We start from the raw sequence: 15,234 nt of genomic DNA, 5'->3' as shown, positions 1-15,234 counted from the left end.
GAAATCCGGCTGCCGCCGCCGAGCGGCGACTTGCTCCCGCCCTACTCTTCTAACCGTTCCAGCACCGCGTCCGCGTCGTAGGCCAGCGACAGCTCCCGGGACCGGCCCCTCCCATCGACGTTCGTGTACTCGGCGTCGACGACGCCGACCTGTTCGAGTTTGTTGACAATCTCGGAGTATCGGGTGTAGCCGAGTTCCGTCTCTTCGCTGAAGGCCTCGTAGACCGCCCCCGCTCGCTCGCCATCGTGGTCTGTCAGCACTCGCACCAGCGCGGCCTCGGATTCCGAAAGGCCCTGCAGGCGGCGCGAGAGATGGATGTATTTCGCCTTCTCGTAGGCCGTATCCACATCCGCAACAGCGACCTCTGTCGACCCACGGAACTCGGCGTTCAGCCCGGCACGTCGCAGCAGGTCGATGCCGACCCGGAGGTCGCCGCCGCTGTCGGCGGTGTGCTCGGCGACACGGTCGAGGACGCGTGCGCTGACCGCCCCTTCCCGGAAGCCGCGCTCGACCCGCTCGGAGAGGATGTCGGCTATCGCTCGCTCGCCGTAGGCCGAAAAGTAGACGTCTTCCGGGCGGAAGACCGACTGTACGCGGCCGTCGAGTTCTTCGATGACGTTCAAATCGAGGTCCGAGGAGACGACGATGACGCCGATTTTCGCCCCCGAGTGACTCTCGTGGGCGCGAAGCAGCGAGTACAGCGTATCCGAGGCCTCGCTCTCGTAAAATAGGTAATTAACGTCGTCGAGCGCAACTACGAGCACGTCGTCGTCCTCAACGAGCCGGTTGGTAATCTGTCCGAACAGCTTGTTGAATGAGACGCCGGAAGCAGGTGGCTCGTACTCGAAGAGGCTCTCGAAGAGCCGTGAAAAGACGGCATACCGCGTCGAGTCGACCTGACAGTTCACGCGAACGGTTTCGACACCGCCGACGCCGGCCAGCTCGTCGAAGAGCTTCTGGACGGCGGTGGTTTTCCCGGTTCCGGGCGGTCCCCGTGCCATTACGTTTAGCGGACGGGAGCCCCGGACGGCCGGTCGGAGCGCGTACTTGAGCGTCTCCATCTGCTCGTCGCGGTGGAGAAACGCCTCCGGGAGGTAGTCGAGCTCGAGGACGCCCTCGTCGCGGAAGACGGACTCGTCCCACGAGAGCATGTCGTCGTCCGCCATCTTCACTTTCACCACGCTGCCGCGCGTGTTAAGGTTTCGGGCGAGCCGGAAAACCCACAAGCAACGGGTAGCGGGCTTCAATCCGCCTCGGCCGGCTTCTCCGCCTCGAACTTCTCCAGTAGCTCCCCGTAGAGCTCATCGCCGTCCTCCTCGGCGAGTTTCTCGACGATGAGTTCCGGCGTCGACCGCGCGAGGTGGTCTTTCACCGGCGACCGGTTGACCTGTAGCTCGCCGTTTTTCAGCCCAACCGCTTCGATGCCGTCGACAGTGACATCGACGGCCGTCGCCTCCCGTATCTCGCCGGCCAGATGTGAGACGAACACCGCCGTCGAGTCGCTTTCCTCAAGGGCTTCGAGGATACCGGCGATGATGACAGCGCTCGCCCCCGGTTCCGTTATCGACTCCAACTCGTCGACCAACACCAGTCGCGTCCGGTCGCCGGCAACGAGCGAGCCGAACTCCCGTAGCGTCGACTCGAAGGCCCCGGCGTCGAGCGTTCCCTGCGTTTTTGCCTGATAATGTAGCGCCTCGAACCGTTCTAGACGGGCGCTTTCGGCCGGCACCGGTAGGCCCATCTGGCCGAGAACGACGACGAGCCCGACTAAATCAAGCGTCGATGTCTTCCCGCCGCTGTTGACACCGGAGAGCAGCGCGACCCCCTCGACGCCGTAATCGACCGGCTCGACGGCCTCGAACTCGACATCGAGCAGCGGCGACCGCCCACCCGTTATCTCGAACCCCTTGCCGTCGAACTCGGGGAACGTGCAGTCGAAATCACGGGCGAATCGGGAAACGGCAAGCTCCACATCGAGTTCGAGTGCCGTCTCGACCAGCGCCGCCGCCGCCTCCCGCATCTCCCGGAGGTCGGCAGCCACCTCACGCTTGAGCCGCGCGGCCCGCCGGTCGCGGTCGGCGGTCAGTTCCTCACGAAGCCGCTCGACAACACGCTCGTCGTGTTCGACCGGAAACGTCGGCTCCTCCCCGAACGCCCGCCGGGCAAGCGACTCGTAGTCGTCGAGGCCGATCGTCCCGACAAATTCTTCGCGGGCGGCCTCGACAGCCGCGTCGAACTCGTCTGCTAGTTCCCGCTCCAGAAGCGAATCGACGCCGGCACCGCGTTCGACGAGCGAGAGCAGGTCGGTCCCCTCGATTGTCACATCCCGCTCCTCAATAGCGCTTCGCAGTCGGTCGTTCGCGACGCCTTCGGCCATCGAGACGGCGGCATCGAGGTCTTCGATGGCCGCATTCAGCGCTGCGACCCGCTTGTCACCGGAGACGGAGCCGTCGGCGTCGAGCCGTTCGAGCGCTGCATCGAGCGTTTCGACATCACAGTCCGGTTCCGTCCCCGCCAGCCGGTTGACCGCAGCCGCCGCCCGGAGTCGGTCTCTGTTTTCGGCGAAGAAGGCGAGCGTCCGCTCGGGGACGATTTCGGCCGGCGACTCCAGTGCCGTCGGCTCGACACGCACATCGCCCTCGACATCGATGCCGGAGAAGCTCTCGTCGAGCACGATGACGGTTGCGTACCCACGCGCGAGGTCAGCGACGCCACGGGCGTCCTCGACCAGTTCGACGCTCACCTCGGGGACGGCCTCTTGTGCCTCGGCGAAGGTTTCGGCGTCGCTCGTCGCTACACACCGGTCTCTGACCCGCACGTCGCGTGGCGGCGACAGCGGCTCGACGCCTTCCAGCGCGTCGAGCAGTTCCGGCGTCGGCTCCTGCTTGACGGCCTCCCGGGCGAACGACCGCACTTCCTCGATGCGGGACGCCGATGCGCTCGGATAGAACGTCTCCAGCCGCTTTTCGGCGTAGTCGGTGACTGCACGCTCCTGCAGCAGCGACAGCGCGGACGCATAGAGCTCCTGTGCCCGCTCGCTCGCCAGAAACGTCCCGTCGTCGTCGTGGCGATGGCGGATTGCCGCCCGAGCGATGCGGGCGGCGCGCCCGTCGCTAATGCCCGGCGCGCGTGCGATGGTGGCCACGTCGCCGGCCGAAAGCGCCGCCTCCGGGTCGTCGAGCTCGGCCAGCCGCTCGGCCGTTTTCTCGCCGACGCCCGGAATCGCTTCCAGCTCCTCGAACTCCATCTACGCGCTACTGTGCCGCCCTGTACCAAAAACCCCATCGCTCACGGGCCTCCGTTCGCATCCGTCGGACAGCCCCACTGGTCGCTACTGCCCGCGCCGCCGGAACACGCCCCTTATGATGGCTGATACACAAGGTGCGGTATGCACTTCGAAGACCTTCCGACGACGCCCCGGTCGGAGGAGCTGGTCGACAAGGCGTTCTCGCGGGCAGCGCGCGCGGGGCGAGCGAAACAGGGCAAGGAGGCCCAGGAGTCGATGCTCCAGACGGCGTCGAACATTCTCTCGGACAACCTCGAAAACGTCGTCACCTCCTGGCCCGACTTCGAACTCGTCGACACGTTCTACTATGAATTCGCCGATGCGACGCTCGCTGATACCGATGTCGGCGGCGTCGACCCGCTCCGACAGCATCTCTCGGAAGTGATGTGGGCTGGCCGACAGGCCGACAAAATCAAAGACGAATACCACGGCCGCATCCGCAATTCCGACACCGACACCGCCCGGAAGCTCCGGAAGCAGGCCTTCGCCAGGCTCGCCGATATCACCGAACAGGTCGAAGACGACCTACTCGCCATCGGAACGGCTCGAGAGGCGCTGAAAACGCTGCCCGACATCCGGGCCGACGAGCCGGCCATCGTCGTCGCCGGCTACCCGAACGTCGGGAAGTCGTCGTTTGTCAACACGGTCACGAACGCGCGAAACGAGACCGCCGCCTACCCGTTCACGACGACCGAAATCAACGTCGGCCACGTCGAAGACAACCACGTCCGGTATCAGCTCATCGACACCCCCGGGCTGCTCGACCGACCGTCAGAGGACCGAAACCCCATCGAGTCGCAGGCGGTTTCGGCGCTGACCCATCTGGCTGACGCCGTCCTCTTTGTCCTCGATGCGAGCGGCGAGTGCGGCTATCCGCTCGACAGCCAGCGCGACCTCCTCGATGACATCGAATCGACATTCGATGTCCCCGTTATCGTCGTCTGCAACAAGGCAGACCGCTCGACGGACACCGAGGCTGACCACTACATGAGCGTCGAGACCGGCGAAAACGTCGACGAGGTTCTCGACGCCGCTATCGACGCCGTCGATTACGAGCTCGAACTGCCCTTCGAGGACGACGAGTAGCGCCCAGTCCGTTTTTGCTCCGTTCGCCCGGCGCTCGTCCCGTCAGCCGACCCCCGGCAGCAACTTCTTGCCGAGCCGTGAGGCAGACCCCAGTGCCGAAAGCGAGTACGACACCGGTGCAAAGACCGGCGGCAGTCGGTCGCCGAACACCCATCGGTAGCCGTCCAGCGGTGTCAATGCGCCCATCGCGAGTAGCATCTGGGCCGGAATGTCCACCGCCGCGTGACTGACCGGCCGGTAGTGGGGGTTGTAACTATCGACCGAGACCTCCCAACAGGCCGGATACTCCCGTATCTGGAGGTGGTCGCCGCGCTCGGACTCCCGGTAGACGGCGACGGCCCCGCGGTGTATCGACCACGGAAAGTTCGAGTGTCGGAGTGACACCGACTCCGGAAGCGTCGGCTCGGCGGCTTTCGGTACTCTAACCCGCCCGTCGTGGCCGAGCGACCGTGCGAGCGTCACCGCCTCCCCCCAGTCGTCGACAGTCGGCGTCTCCATACGACGTCTCAGGTCGCCAAGAGTGATAAAACGGCCGCCTGGCCCAGCTTCTCCCGTCAGTTCGCCGTGGCGTTGTACGTGACCTCGACGTCGTATGTCACCGATACGTCGCCGGTATCGACATCCGTGGCAGCGTCGTCTTCGGGTGCCGGCGTCGCGGCGACTTCGTAGCTGACTGTGCTGAAGCTCCGCTGGGTTGCGTCGACGTGGGCGACGCCGGTCACCTGCAGGGCGCCGTTGTCGGCGATGCTGTCGGCCTGCACCCGAGCATCACCCATTGCGTTGTCGATGGCGTCCTCGCGGAGTTCGTCGCGAACGGTCTCCGATAGCGTGAACTCAATGTCGCCGACCTCGGCGTCGGCATCCGCGGCGGCATCGATGACCGTGCCGATTCTATCGGGGTCGTCGAGGTCGACCGTGAAGCTGTGGGTGCCACGGTAGTCGGGTTCGTCGGTGCCCTCCTCGCGTGGCGGTCGGCGGGGTTCGTTGATTCGGTACTCGGTCGTCTCGTAGTCGTCGTCGGTCAGCCCCGCTGCTTCGAGGTTTGTCCGGAGCGCGTCGGCGCGTTCGTTGAGTTCATCGCGGACCGCGGCAGGGTCGTCACCCTCAGCGACCGCCGCTGTGCTGACGACGCCGCGGTCGGGTTCGGTGTCGGCTCCGCCGCTCGCGTCGACGGTGATGGTTCGGTCGGCGTCGGACGCCGGGTCGTCGGCCCCGATTGGTGAGACGACAGCGGCTCCAACAAGCGCCATCGCCAACAGCGATGCGGTGACAATCAGTATCGAAAGCGTGTCTCGTTGCATACAGACGAGCCGACTCGCGAACAGGGCTTATAAACGGTGTAATGTCAAACCGCCGCTTGACTAACCGGCACCACGCTCGCGTTCGAGATAGAACACGTCGATATCGATGTCGACGCCGGCCTCAGCGGCCACCCGCGTCTCGATACCGGTCGCCAGCCCCGGCCTGCCGGCATCCGGCGGGACACCGACAGTAACTGTCGCCGCCGTCGGTCGCTGGAACAGCAGATTCTCCGCCGTCGTCTCGACTTCGAGTTCGACGAGCGTGTAGCCAGCGTACACCGGGTCCTCCAATTCAGTATCGATAGCATTCCGGATATCCTGCTCAGTCTGTGCGCTCTGGTAGGAATCGTATGTGACGCCGCCGAGGAACAGCGACAGCACCGCAATCGCGACAACGAGCACTGCAACCCGCTTTAGCGTCGCGATACGGGCCTTATCGCGCCGGAAGAAGTGCTCCGGGCGGTAGCCAGCATACCACAGGACGATGAGCGACGCGAGGTTTATCGAGAGCATGTTGACCGCCACGAGCACCGCCGACCCGACGGCAAGGGCAGGGTCGCTGTAGGCGATGCCGATACCGACGGTCGCTGCCGGCGGAATGAGCGCCACAGCTATCATGACGCCGACGAGCGCGGCCGAGATGCCGGTCATCAGGCTGACCGCGCCGGCGATACCGGCCCCGATAGCGACCGCAAGCGAGAGGAAGTTCGGCGAGAGCCGCTCTTCGACCTCCGCGAGCGAGAGTGGGTCCAAGCCGGGCGGAACGAGGTTCATCACCTGCACGAAGACGGCAAAGACCGTCGCCGCCGCGACCGCCAACACGATGCCGACGACCTGCAGGCTAACCCCACGCTGGAAGAGTTCGGCGTCGTCGATGACGCTGCCAACCGCCGTCGTCATCGCCGGGCCAATGAGCGGCGCGATGACCATCGAGCCGACAACCGTCGCCGGCGAGTCCAACAGGAGGCCGGCAGTAGCGATGACCGCCGAGACGATAGTCATCACGACGTACGTGGGAATCGAGGCGGCAAGCTCTTCGGCCCGGGCCTCGATTTCCTGTCGAGCGATTCGCTCTTCGCTTTCTTCTTTCTCGGCGTAGCTGTCCTTGAGGTCATCGAACCGCTTGGAGACGACCGTCTCGGCGCTTACAACGACGGTGTACGCTTCCCGCTCAAGCCCGACATCCCGGAGTTGTTCGAGAATCGGCTCGACAGCGCTTGTCGGCAGCGGGAAGTACGCGACCGCGGTGTATTCTCGGCCGCTCGTCTCGTCGGTGACGACGTAGTCGATGCCCTCTTCGTCAAGAACCCGCAACACCGCCTCGCGTTTGCCCGCCGGGATAGTCACCTGAACGAGTCGCACGTCGGCCAATCGATGCCCGAATGTATAACAGTAGCTGATACCGTCGCCCCCGACCGGTCGGCTTATCCCGCCGAACGGTCAACCGATAGTATGTTCGAGACACGCCCGAACCGGGCTGACGAAATCGTCCTCGTCGGGCGGTCCAACGTCGGCAAGTCGACCCTGATGCGTGAAATAACGGGCCACGATAGCTTTGCTACTGGCGGCAGCCCCGGCGTCACGACGAAGCCGAACCACTACGACTGGGCCGGCGACGACTTCGTCATCACCGACCTTCCCGGCTTCGGCTTCATGTCCGGCGTTCCCGAAGACGTTCGCGAATCCATCAAGCGTGATGTCGTCCAGTACATTGAGGCGCACGCTGACAACATCCTCGCCGGCATTTTGGTCGTCGATGGCAAGGCAGTCGTCGACATTATCGACCGCCACTCCGGCCCCGACGAGATTCCACACGACGTCGAGATGTTCGGGTTCCTCCAGGAGCTCGGGATTCCGACCGTCGTCGCCGTCAACAAGATGGACAAAGTCGACGACCGCGACGAGCGGCTCGACGAACTGGCCGAACGGCTCGGCCTGTATCCGCCGTGGCAACAGTTCGACGAGATGCTGGCCCCGATTTCGGCAAAGCGCGGCTCCATCGAGCCGCTCAACCAGGCGGTCAGACATCACCTCCACGAACAGAAGCGCGACGACCTCTTTAAGTTCTTCTAGCCGTCGACCCGGTCTTTCGAGACGAACTGTCCCCACAACCCCCGGCGGTCGGCGACCTCGCGGTAGGCCCGCTCCCGGAACCGCTCGTAGTCCTCAAATGTCCGCAGGAAGCCGAAGACCTCCTCCGACCCCGGCGGGATATCGGCCTCGGCCAGCGCCTGCTCGATTGCGGCTCCACAGGAGTACACCGCCGCATCGGTCAGCAGGTGTGAACAGTCCTCGTAGTCGTCGGGGAGCCGCTCCAGTTGTGCCTCCGATAACTCGTCGAAGCCGACCATCGCGAGGTCGGTCCGTTGGGCGAAGAAATCGGCCCACCACTTGCAGAAGCCGCAGTCGTCGTCGTAGACGAACGTGGCGTCGCTCATACGCTGGCTACGGGCTCCCGAGGCATATGTGCCCCGACACGTCTGCCGGTCACGAGAACCGACCGGTCTCGGTCCCGCAGTCGACACACCGGGTGATGAGCGCATCCCGGTCTGCTGTCGGCTCTATCTCCTGTTCTGTCCGCCCGTCACAGCTCTCACAGGCCCGCAGCAGCGTCAGCTCCTCGGTCTCGGCGGGTGCACCGACAGCGAGCGCCCGGACTCGCTCGTCGCTTTCGTTGACCCCGCGCTGGAACTCGCCGGCTTCGAAATAGATTGCCTCCCCGTCTTCGACGACGACCTCGCCGTCGTCGGTCTCGAACGTAACCGTCCCGTCGAGAACGTAGAACACCTCCTCCTGTTTCTCGTGGGCGTGATAGCCGAACGCGAAACTCTCTCCCGGCGCGAGTTCGTAGTAGTTCAGCGCCAGTTCCTCCGCACCGAGTGCCTTCCCGACCGGTCGCTTGACGCTTGCCGGTCCCATCCAGCTATCGATGTCGTCAATGTCAACGGTCTCCATACGGACCGCTATGGGCGATGCAGCCACAAAAAATAGGGGTGTGAGTGCGTCGTCGGAAACGAGCGTGTGAACGTCGAGGGGATGCGTATGACAGTACGTTGGCTGCGGCCGGGCTTACATCATGCCGCCCATGCCGCCGCCCATACCGCCCATGCCGCCCATGCCGCCGCCCATGCCGCCAGCACCGCCCTCGGGCTCGTCGCCCTCGGTGGACAGCTCGTCGGCGGCGATGATGTCGTCGATCTTGAGGACGAGGTTTGCGGCCTCAGTCGCGGACGACAGCGCCTGCTGTTTCGCGTGCGCCGACTCAACGACACCGGCGTCGAAGGTGTCGACGACGTCACCGCTGAAGACATCGAGGCCGGCGGCCTCGTCGCCGTCTTCGTGGGCTGCGCGCAGGTCGACAAGCGTGTCGATGGAGTCGAGACCGGCGTTTTCCGCAAGAACGCGCGGGACGAGCTCCAGCGCGTCGGCGAAGGCCTCGACGGCTAGCTGCTCGCGGCCGGAGACGCTGTCGGCGTAGTCGCGGACGCGGCGGGCGACCTCAACCTCGACGGCACCGCCGCCGGCGAGGACGCGGCCGTCGGAGACGGTCTGGGCGACAACGTCAAGCGCGTCGCCGATACCGCGTTCGAGCTCGTCGACGACGTGCCCGGTCGAGCCACGCAGCAGCATCGTGACACCGTGGGGCTGGTCGCCGGTTCCTTCGACGTAGAACAGCTCCTCGTCGCTGTCGAAGCGGACATCGGCGGAGCCGAGCGCCTCGGCGTCGAGCGTGTCGATGTCGGAGACGATGGTGGCTTCGGTGACCTCCTTGAGGAAGCTGAGGTCGCTCTTTTTCACTCGGGACGCAGCGATGATACCTTCCTTGGCGAGGAAATGCTCGGCGAGGTCGTCGATGCCGCGCTGACAGAAGACGACGTCAGCGCCGGTCGCAGCGATAGCGTCGACCTTCTCGCGGAGCTGCTCTTCTTCCTTGTCGATGAACTCCTGCAGTTGGTCGGGGCTGTCGAGCTGGAGGCTGGCGTCGGCGTCGGTGTCCTCGACCTCGATGGCCTCGTCGATGAGGAGCACGTCGGCGTCGTCGGCTTCGGTCGGCATGTCGGCGTGGACGGGCTCTTTGCTGATGACGGCCCCTTCCAGCAGCTCCGACTCGCCGGCCGAGCGGCCGGTTTGCGTCTCGGTGTTGATGAACTCGAGGTCGACGACGGTTTCGCCGTCGTCGGTGTCGACGGTGACAGCCTGTACGGCGTCGACGACGAGCTGGGCGAGAACGTCCTTTTCGAGTTCCGCGCCCTTGCCGGTCATCGACGTTTCGGCGACCTTCTTCAGGAGCTCGGTGTCTTTGGGGTCGACCTCAGTGGCGACGTTGTCAACTTCCTCGCGGGCTCGGTCGCTTGCGAGGTGGAAGCCCTTGATGATAGCCGTCGGGTGGATGTCCTGTTCGAGGAGGTCCTCGGCGTTCTTCAGAAGCTCGCCCGCGATGGAGACGGCCGTCGTCGTGCCGTCGCCGGCTTCGTCTTCCTGCGTCTCGGCGACCTCGACAATCATCGAGGCCGTCGGGTTGTCGATGTCCATCTCTTCGAGGATGGTGACGCCGTCGTTGGTGACGGTGATGTCGCCCATCGAGGAAACGAGCATCTTGTCCATGCCCTTCGGGCCGAGCGTCGAGCGTACCGACTCTGCGACCGCCTTCGCCGCCGCGATGTTGTGCGACTGGGCGTCGCGGTCCTTCATCCGTTGGGAGTCTTCGCCGAGAATGATCATCGGCTGACCTCCCATCTGCTGCTGTTGGCTCATAGTCGTCCGAATGATTGTCTACGGTTCTATATAAAAGTGACTGTTGGGGCTCAGCGACGGCTCCGGCGGTAGCCCCGGCAAGAACACCGAAAACCAGTGTAAAGCGCCGGTGTGTCAAACGATGGCGCGGACAGAGCCAACCGGTTGGAACAGTCGTCCGATGCGCCCCGACCGGCCAGTATATAAGCACGCAGTTGCCCGTCGGACCGCTCCCTTGCCGACGGACACGGGGCTGGTCGTCAATGCAACGGGAAGAAGCGCCAGGACTGGGATTTGAACCCAGAATCCCGGAAGGGAACACGCTTTCCAGGCGTGCGCCTTACCGTTCGGCCATCCTGGCTCAGTCTACAGTACCGGAGTCGGCCGTTTAAAGGCTTCGCGTTGCGGTCGGGTGCCATGGCCCAATCAGCGCCGCCAGCCGAACAGGCCGAACCGCCCTTCGGCGTAGTAGCTCACGGCCGCACCGCCGACGAAGACGGCGACCGTGACGGCCGCGACCGGCCCGACGCCGAGAAACGCCCCGCCGGCGAGCAGATAGCCCTGATGGAGCACCAGAAACGAAAGCGCCGCGACCGCACCCCACAGCAGCGCCGACTTCCGCCGCGGCTTCACGGCTTAGTTGCGACGGCCTCGATTTCGACGCCCATCCCGAGCGGCAGGTCGCCAGCCTCGACCGCCGACCGGGCCGGCGGCTCTCCGTCGAAGAAGTCGGCGTAGGTTCCGTTCATCGCCTCGAAGTCGTCGATGTCGGCCAAATAGACGGTTGTCTTGAGCACGTCGTCGAGCCCCGCTCCCGCCGCTTCGAGTACGGCTTCGAGGTTCTTGAGCGCCCGTTCCGTCTGGACCTCGATTGGCTCGTCGGCGAGCGAGTCGCCGTCCGGGGTCATCGCGATTTGCCCGGCAGTAAAAATCAGGTTGCCGTCGGTCGTGGCCTGACTGTACGCGCCCGCGGCGGCCGGTGCCTCGTCCGTAGAGACGATCTCTTTGCTCATGCCCGGCGGTTGGACGGGCGGGGCGGTGAAAGTTACGGGCCGCTCGGAACGGACACCGGCACGGAAACAATAAAAACTGACCGCGTCTGGGGTTCGGTATCCGCCACCGGACCACCGTTTCGGATGGAACCAACCGACTGACACTCTCCGCCGACCCCATTCGTGACACAATCACGTGCGGTCGATTACAGACAACTGAGGCGCTAAAAGGGGATTTCGAGGCGATTGCCGGTACTCCGGGAAACCCATAACCAGCGGTATTTGCCCCATATCCACACGAAACGAGGGGGTTCGAAATATCCGCCCGGACTCACGCAACGTCGACGGTCCGGCTGTCGACGACCGGCCGCAGCGGCAGGTTCGGAAACGCGACCTCGACTTCGTAGGTGAGCGTCTCCGCGTCGCCGCCGAAAACCCCGACCGGAACCGTCGCCTCGCCGAGGTAGCTGGTTTGCTGGGTCATCTCGACGCCGTTTACGGTCACGCGAATCCCGGCGGGCTCCCCGCCGCCGGCGTTTTTGATGGTCACCTCGCCCATCGTGTTCTCCCCGTGTCTGATACGGTCGGGGATATCTTTCCAGTCGAAATCGAGGGCCGGCAGGTCGCGGGCCTGCTCGTGTATCCGCTCGGCGACGCTTTCGCTGAGGCCCGCTTTTCGAAGCCCGTCGACGCCGGCGGCCCGAACCGCTGCCGGACTGTCGATGCCGGCCTCGGCGAGCGTCTGAGCCCGTCCCGTACCGACGCCCTCGATGGCGACCAGCCCGACGGTATCGTCGCTGACGCCGTGCTCGATGCGCGCCTCGATGCGGCGGACGAGGTTGGCGTCACGCGGGTCGGCAAAACGCTCACAGAAGGCCCGCAGCGCCGCGAGCAGCCGGCGGGCGTTCCGCCTGATGACCCACGCGTCGCTTTGCAGTTCGCCGGGCGTCGTCCCGTCCATCCCCGCTCGGAGAATCGCCAACACCTTTCGGTTGCCGTCGTCGAGGTCGTCGCCCTCGTGGCCGAGAACGGCCTCGAAGGCCTCGCGCTCGTCCCGCCGTGCGGAGACACTGTCGAAGGCCGCCGCGTCGGCGACAGCACGCAACACTGTCGACTCGTCGATGGGCGGGCTCTCGTTGCTTGCCGCACGCTGACACAGCGCGTCGAACGATTCTGCGGTGTTGAGTTGGAGGTAGAACTGCGAGGTGAGCCTGCCGAGCCCCGTCGGCTCGATATTCAATCCGGACTGGTCGACGAAGCCGCCGTCGACAAGCCGCTCGAGCGTCGCCGACACCCGGTCCCGAAGCGAGTCGCCCGCCTCGTACTTCCCGGGGGCGCTTTGAGCGCGTGCGTAGTAGAACGTCGTCTCCAACCACGAGAGCACGTCGTCGATGTCGTCGACAACCCCCAGCGCGATCTCGGCGTTCAGATGCGAATCCAGCGTCTCGGCCAGCCGCGACTCGATAGGTTTGCCGTCCCGGAGGAGCTGTCGGTATTTGTCGGCGTCGCTCCCGTCACAGACGATGTGGGCGTAGCCGGCGTCGTCGTATCCCGGCCGCCCGGCGCGACCGAGCATCTGGAGGATATCCAGCGGACTGATGTCGACTTCGCCTTCCAGCGGGTCGTGAAGCTTTGTATCACGGATGACCACACACCGAGCCGGGAGGTTGACGCCCCACGCCAGCGTCGACGTCGAGAACAGCAGCTGAATCTTGCCCTGCTTGAACCACTCCTCGACCCGGTCTTTGTCGGCCTTCGAGAGGCCGGCGTGGTGGAAGCCGACGCCGTCGACAACCGACTTCCGGAGCGTGTCGTTTTCCAGTTCGGCGGCGTCAGTATGGAAGTCGTAGTCGCCGCGTGCGCCGATGTCGATATCCCGCTCTGCGAGTTCGTCTCTGGCCTTTTCGGCGGCCCTGACGGTGTCCTGCCGTGACGCGACGAACACGAGCGCCTGTCCGCCCTCGTTGATGTGCGGCTCGGCGAGGTCGAGCGCCCGGTAGAGCCGCCGGTACTTGTCGGCGAAGGCGTTGTCGCCGTGGGCGTAGGTCTCGACAGTTGCCGAAAGCGGCACCGGCCGGTAGTCGTCGCCGAACTCGAAGGTCGATTCGGGCGGCGCATCGAGCCACGCCGCAACGTCGTCGACGTTCTGCATCGTCGCCGACAGCGCGACCACGCGGGGGTCACAGAGCCGGCGGAGCCGCGAGACGGTCACTTCAAGCACCGCTCCGCGCCGGTCTGAATCGAGCAGATGCACCTCATCGATGACACAACAGTCGATGTCAGTGATGAACGCATACCGCGGCGAATCGTGTTTTCTGGTCGCCGAATCGGCCTTTTCGGGCGTCATCACGAGGATGTCGGCCCGCTCGGCCCGCCGCGGGTCGAGGTCGCGCTCGCCGGTGACGACGTAGACCGAATAGCCCAGCGACTCGAAGCGCTCCCACTCGGACTCCTTTTCGTTTGTCAGCGCCCGCAACGGCGCGAGAAACAGCGCGGTCCCGCCGGCGTCCAGTGTCCGACAGATGGCCGCCTCGGCCAGCGCCGTCTTGCCGCTGGCTGTCGGGGCGCTGACGACCACGTTGTCATCGCGGTCGGCGATGGCCGGCAGCGCCGCCGACTGCATCCGGTTGAACGACTCGAACGGGAAGGCTTCGGCGAACGACGGGAACACCGCTTCGACCGGGGTCCCGGGCTCGTATTCGGTTCGGCTTGCCACGAACGAAGCCGGGGGTGGAAGCGACATAGGCGTTTCCGTCGCCGCTTTCGAGGCCGCAGGCTTTTGTCCGCGGCAGCCAACGTCGATGTATGAGCAGCCGCCGACGGAAGCCCGAGTGGCTCAGGACCCGTCCGCCGAGCGGCCGCCGATTCACCGAAATCAAGGAGACACTCCGCGACCGCGACCTCAACACGGTCTGTGAGGAGGCCAACTGTCCGAATCTCGGTGACTGCTGGAGCGGCCGCGATGGACCGGGAACGGCGACGTTCATGCTACTGGGCGACCGCTGTTCCCGCGGCTGTAACTTCTGTGACGTCGCAACCGGCGGGATGGACCCGCTCGACCCCGACGAGCCGGCGAACGTCGCCGAGGCCGTCGCGGAAATCGGCCTCGACTACGTGGTGTTGACTTCCGTCGACCGCGACGACCTCGACGACGGCGGTGCCGGTCACTTCGCCGAGACCATCCGGGAAATCAAACGCCGTGACACCTCGGTGCTCGTGGAGGCGCTCATCCCCGACTTCCAAGGTGATACCGATGCCGTTGACCGAATCATCGATGCCGACCCCGACGTCGTCGCCCACAACGTCGAAACCGTCGAGCGACTCCAGTGGCCTGTCCGCGACCGCCGCGCCGGCTACGAGCAGTCCCTCGACGTGCTCCGGCAGATTGCGGCGGCCGACGGCTGTTACGCCAAGACAAGCCTGATGCTCGGGGTTGGCGAGTACGCCCACGAGGTCTACCGGACGCTCGGCGACCTCAGCGAGGTCGGCGTCGACATCGTCACCTTCGGCCAGTATCTCCAACCCTCGCGGTCGCATCTGGAGGTCTTTGAGTACGTCACGCCGGACACCTTCGATGTCTGGAAGCGGGTCGCCGAAACCGAGTTCGGCTTTCTCTACTGTGCGTCCGGGCCGATGGTCCGCTCGTCGTTCAAAGCGGGCGAACTTTTCGTCGAAGCGCTCGAACGGGACGGCCTCGACATTGAGGCAGCCCGCGCAGCCGCTGAGAGGCAGTAGCGCAGCCAGCCTTCGACGCGTGTTGCTGCCCGGTGCCGGTCGCCTTGGGTCTCACAACCGTAGTCGGAAAGTATTGGACGAACCGCAACGTACGTAACTA

At 65.0% G+C, this 15,234-nt stretch carries 13 protein-coding genes, 1 tRNA gene and 1 pseudogene; 3 read left to right on the top strand and 12 right to left on the bottom strand.

The genetic code is table 11. From position 1 onward, the window contains the following. Nucleotides 1–41 precede the first annotated feature (41 nt). Both NP_RS01505 and NP_RS01500 read right to left on the bottom strand, forming a co-directional pair. Nucleotides 42–1,166 (bottom strand): ORC1-type DNA replication protein, encoded by a 1,125-nt coding sequence (locus tag NP_RS01505; RefSeq protein ID WP_011322021.1) that lies wholly within the window; start codon nt 1,164–1,166, stop codon nt 42–44. A gap of 77 nt (nt 1,167–1,243) precedes the next feature. Next, nucleotides 1,244–3,247 (bottom strand): helix-hairpin-helix domain-containing protein, encoded by a 2,004-nt coding sequence (locus NP_RS01500; RefSeq protein ID WP_011322020.1) that lies wholly within the window; start codon nt 3,245–3,247, stop codon nt 1,244–1,246. A 141-nt stretch (nt 3,248–3,388) separates the two neighbouring features. On the opposite strand from NP_RS01500, the gene NP_RS01495 reads away from it, so the two are divergent. Then, nucleotides 3,389–4,372 carry an NOG1 family protein gene (locus NP_RS01495; RefSeq protein WP_011322019.1) on the top strand — a complete coding sequence of 328 codons (984 nt, stop codon included), beginning with the start codon at nt 3,389–3,391 and terminating at the stop codon, nt 4,370–4,372. A 42-nt stretch (nt 4,373–4,414) separates the two neighbouring features. Here NP_RS01495 and NP_RS01490 read toward each other — a convergent pair whose 3' ends face one another. Genes NP_RS01490 through NP_RS01480 form a run of 3 tightly spaced genes read right to left on the bottom strand, consistent with a single transcriptional unit; the run spans nt 4,415 to nt 7,035 of the window. Then, nucleotides 4,415–4,870 carry a hypothetical protein gene (locus NP_RS01490; RefSeq protein ID WP_011322018.1) on the bottom strand — a complete coding sequence of 152 codons (456 nt, stop codon included), beginning with the start codon at nt 4,868–4,870 and terminating at the stop codon, nt 4,415–4,417. Nucleotides 4,871–4,926: 56 nt separating this feature from the next. Continuing rightward, entirely contained in the window at nt 4,927–5,673 is a 747-nt protein-coding gene (locus tag NP_RS01485) for an SIMPL domain-containing protein (protein ID WP_011322017.1), read from the bottom strand. 60 nt (nt 5,674–5,733) lie between these two features. Then, nucleotides 5,734–7,035 carry a TIGR00341 family protein gene (locus tag NP_RS01480; protein WP_011322016.1) on the bottom strand — a complete coding sequence of 434 codons (1,302 nt, stop codon included), beginning with the start codon at nt 7,033–7,035 and terminating at the stop codon, nt 5,734–5,736. 90 nt (nt 7,036–7,125) lie between these two features. On the opposite strand from NP_RS01480, the gene engB reads away from it, so the two are divergent. Continuing rightward, the gene (gene engB, locus NP_RS01475; RefSeq protein WP_011322015.1) at nt 7,126–7,746 is read left to right on the top strand and encodes a GTP-binding protein EngB; all 621 of its coding nucleotides are present in this window, start codon (nt 7,126–7,128) and stop codon (nt 7,744–7,746) included. Here engB and NP_RS01470 read toward each other — a convergent pair. The 7 genes from NP_RS01470 to NP_RS01440 all read right to left on the bottom strand — a co-directional run bounded on the left by NP_RS01470 (nt 7,743) and on the right by NP_RS01440 (nt 14,115). Then, nucleotides 7,743–8,111 (bottom strand): thiol-disulfide oxidoreductase DCC family protein, encoded by a 369-nt coding sequence (locus tag NP_RS01470; RefSeq protein WP_011322014.1) that lies wholly within the window; start codon nt 8,109–8,111, stop codon nt 7,743–7,745. The genes engB and NP_RS01470 overlap by 4 nt on opposite strands. Before the next feature lie 49 nt (nt 8,112–8,160). After that, nucleotides 8,161–8,628 (bottom strand): cupin domain-containing protein, encoded by a 468-nt coding sequence (locus tag NP_RS01465; RefSeq protein WP_011322013.1) that lies wholly within the window; start codon nt 8,626–8,628, stop codon nt 8,161–8,163. Between the two features lie 114 nt (nt 8,629–8,742). Then, nucleotides 8,743–10,428, bottom strand: a complete 1,686-nt coding sequence (gene thsB, locus NP_RS01460) for a thermosome subunit beta (RefSeq protein WP_011322012.1) — start codon at nt 10,426–10,428, stop codon at nt 8,743–8,745. Nucleotides 10,429–10,686: 258 nt separating this feature from the next. Next, nucleotides 10,687–10,768 (bottom strand) — tRNA-Ser (locus NP_RS01455). 65 nt (nt 10,769–10,833) lie between these two features. Continuing rightward, nucleotides 10,834–11,040 carry a hypothetical protein gene (locus NP_RS01450; protein WP_011322011.1) on the bottom strand — a complete coding sequence of 69 codons (207 nt, stop codon included), beginning with the start codon at nt 11,038–11,040 and terminating at the stop codon, nt 10,834–10,836. Next, on the bottom strand, nt 11,037–11,420 hold the full coding sequence (locus NP_RS01445; protein ID WP_011322010.1) for a Rid family detoxifying hydrolase: 384 nt from the start codon (nt 11,418–11,420) through the stop codon (nt 11,037–11,039). The genes NP_RS01450 and NP_RS01445 overlap by 4 nt, the downstream gene beginning before the upstream one ends. Nucleotides 11,421–11,730: 310 nt before the next feature. Then, nucleotides 11,731–14,115 (bottom strand): DEAD/DEAH box helicase, encoded by a 2,385-nt coding sequence (locus tag NP_RS01440; protein WP_332370224.1) that lies wholly within the window; start codon nt 14,113–14,115, stop codon nt 11,731–11,733. Between the two features lie 80 nt (nt 14,116–14,195). Between NP_RS01440 and lipA the strand changes: the two are divergent. Then, nucleotides 14,196–15,134, top strand: a pseudogene (gene lipA / locus NP_RS01435) (lipoyl synthase); the annotation flags it as partial. Between the last annotated feature and the right edge of the window lie 100 nt (nt 15,135–15,234).

Origin of the sequence: Natronomonas pharaonis DSM 2160 (assembly GCF_000026045.1) — an archaeon.
Lineage (GTDB): Archaea > Halobacteriota > Halobacteria > Halobacteriales > Haloarculaceae > Natronomonas > Natronomonas pharaonis.
This window is presented reverse-complemented; position numbering and strand designations above follow the sequence as displayed.

Coding starts and splice junctions, on each gene's coding strand:
- NP_RS01445 (WP_011322010.1), bottom strand. CDS start 11,420: ATGAGCAAAGAGATCGTCTCTACGGACGAGGCACCGGCCGCCGCGGGC.
- NP_RS01470 (WP_011322014.1), bottom strand. CDS start 8,111: ATGAGCGACGCCACGTTCGTCTACGACGACGACTGCGGCTTCTGCAAG.
- NP_RS01490 (WP_011322018.1), bottom strand. CDS start 4,870: ATGGAGACGCCGACTGTCGACGACTGGGGGGAGGCGGTGACGCTCGCA.
- NP_RS01495 (WP_011322019.1), top strand. CDS start 3,389: ATGCACTTCGAAGACCTTCCGACGACGCCCCGGTCGGAGGAGCTGGTC.
- thsB (WP_011322012.1), bottom strand. CDS start 10,428: ATGAGCCAACAGCAGCAGATGGGAGGTCAGCCGATGATCATTCTCGGC.
- engB (WP_011322015.1), top strand. CDS start 7,126: ATGTTCGAGACACGCCCGAACCGGGCTGACGAAATCGTCCTCGTCGGG.
- NP_RS01505 (WP_011322021.1), bottom strand. CDS start 1,166: ATGGCGGACGACGACATGCTCTCGTGGGACGAGTCCGTCTTCCGCGAC.
- NP_RS01500 (WP_011322020.1), bottom strand. CDS start 3,247: ATGGAGTTCGAGGAGCTGGAAGCGATTCCGGGCGTCGGCGAGAAAACG.
- NP_RS01465 (WP_011322013.1), bottom strand. CDS start 8,628: ATGGAGACCGTTGACATTGACGACATCGATAGCTGGATGGGACCGGCA.
- NP_RS01485 (WP_011322017.1), bottom strand. CDS start 5,673: ATGCAACGAGACACGCTTTCGATACTGATTGTCACCGCATCGCTGTTG.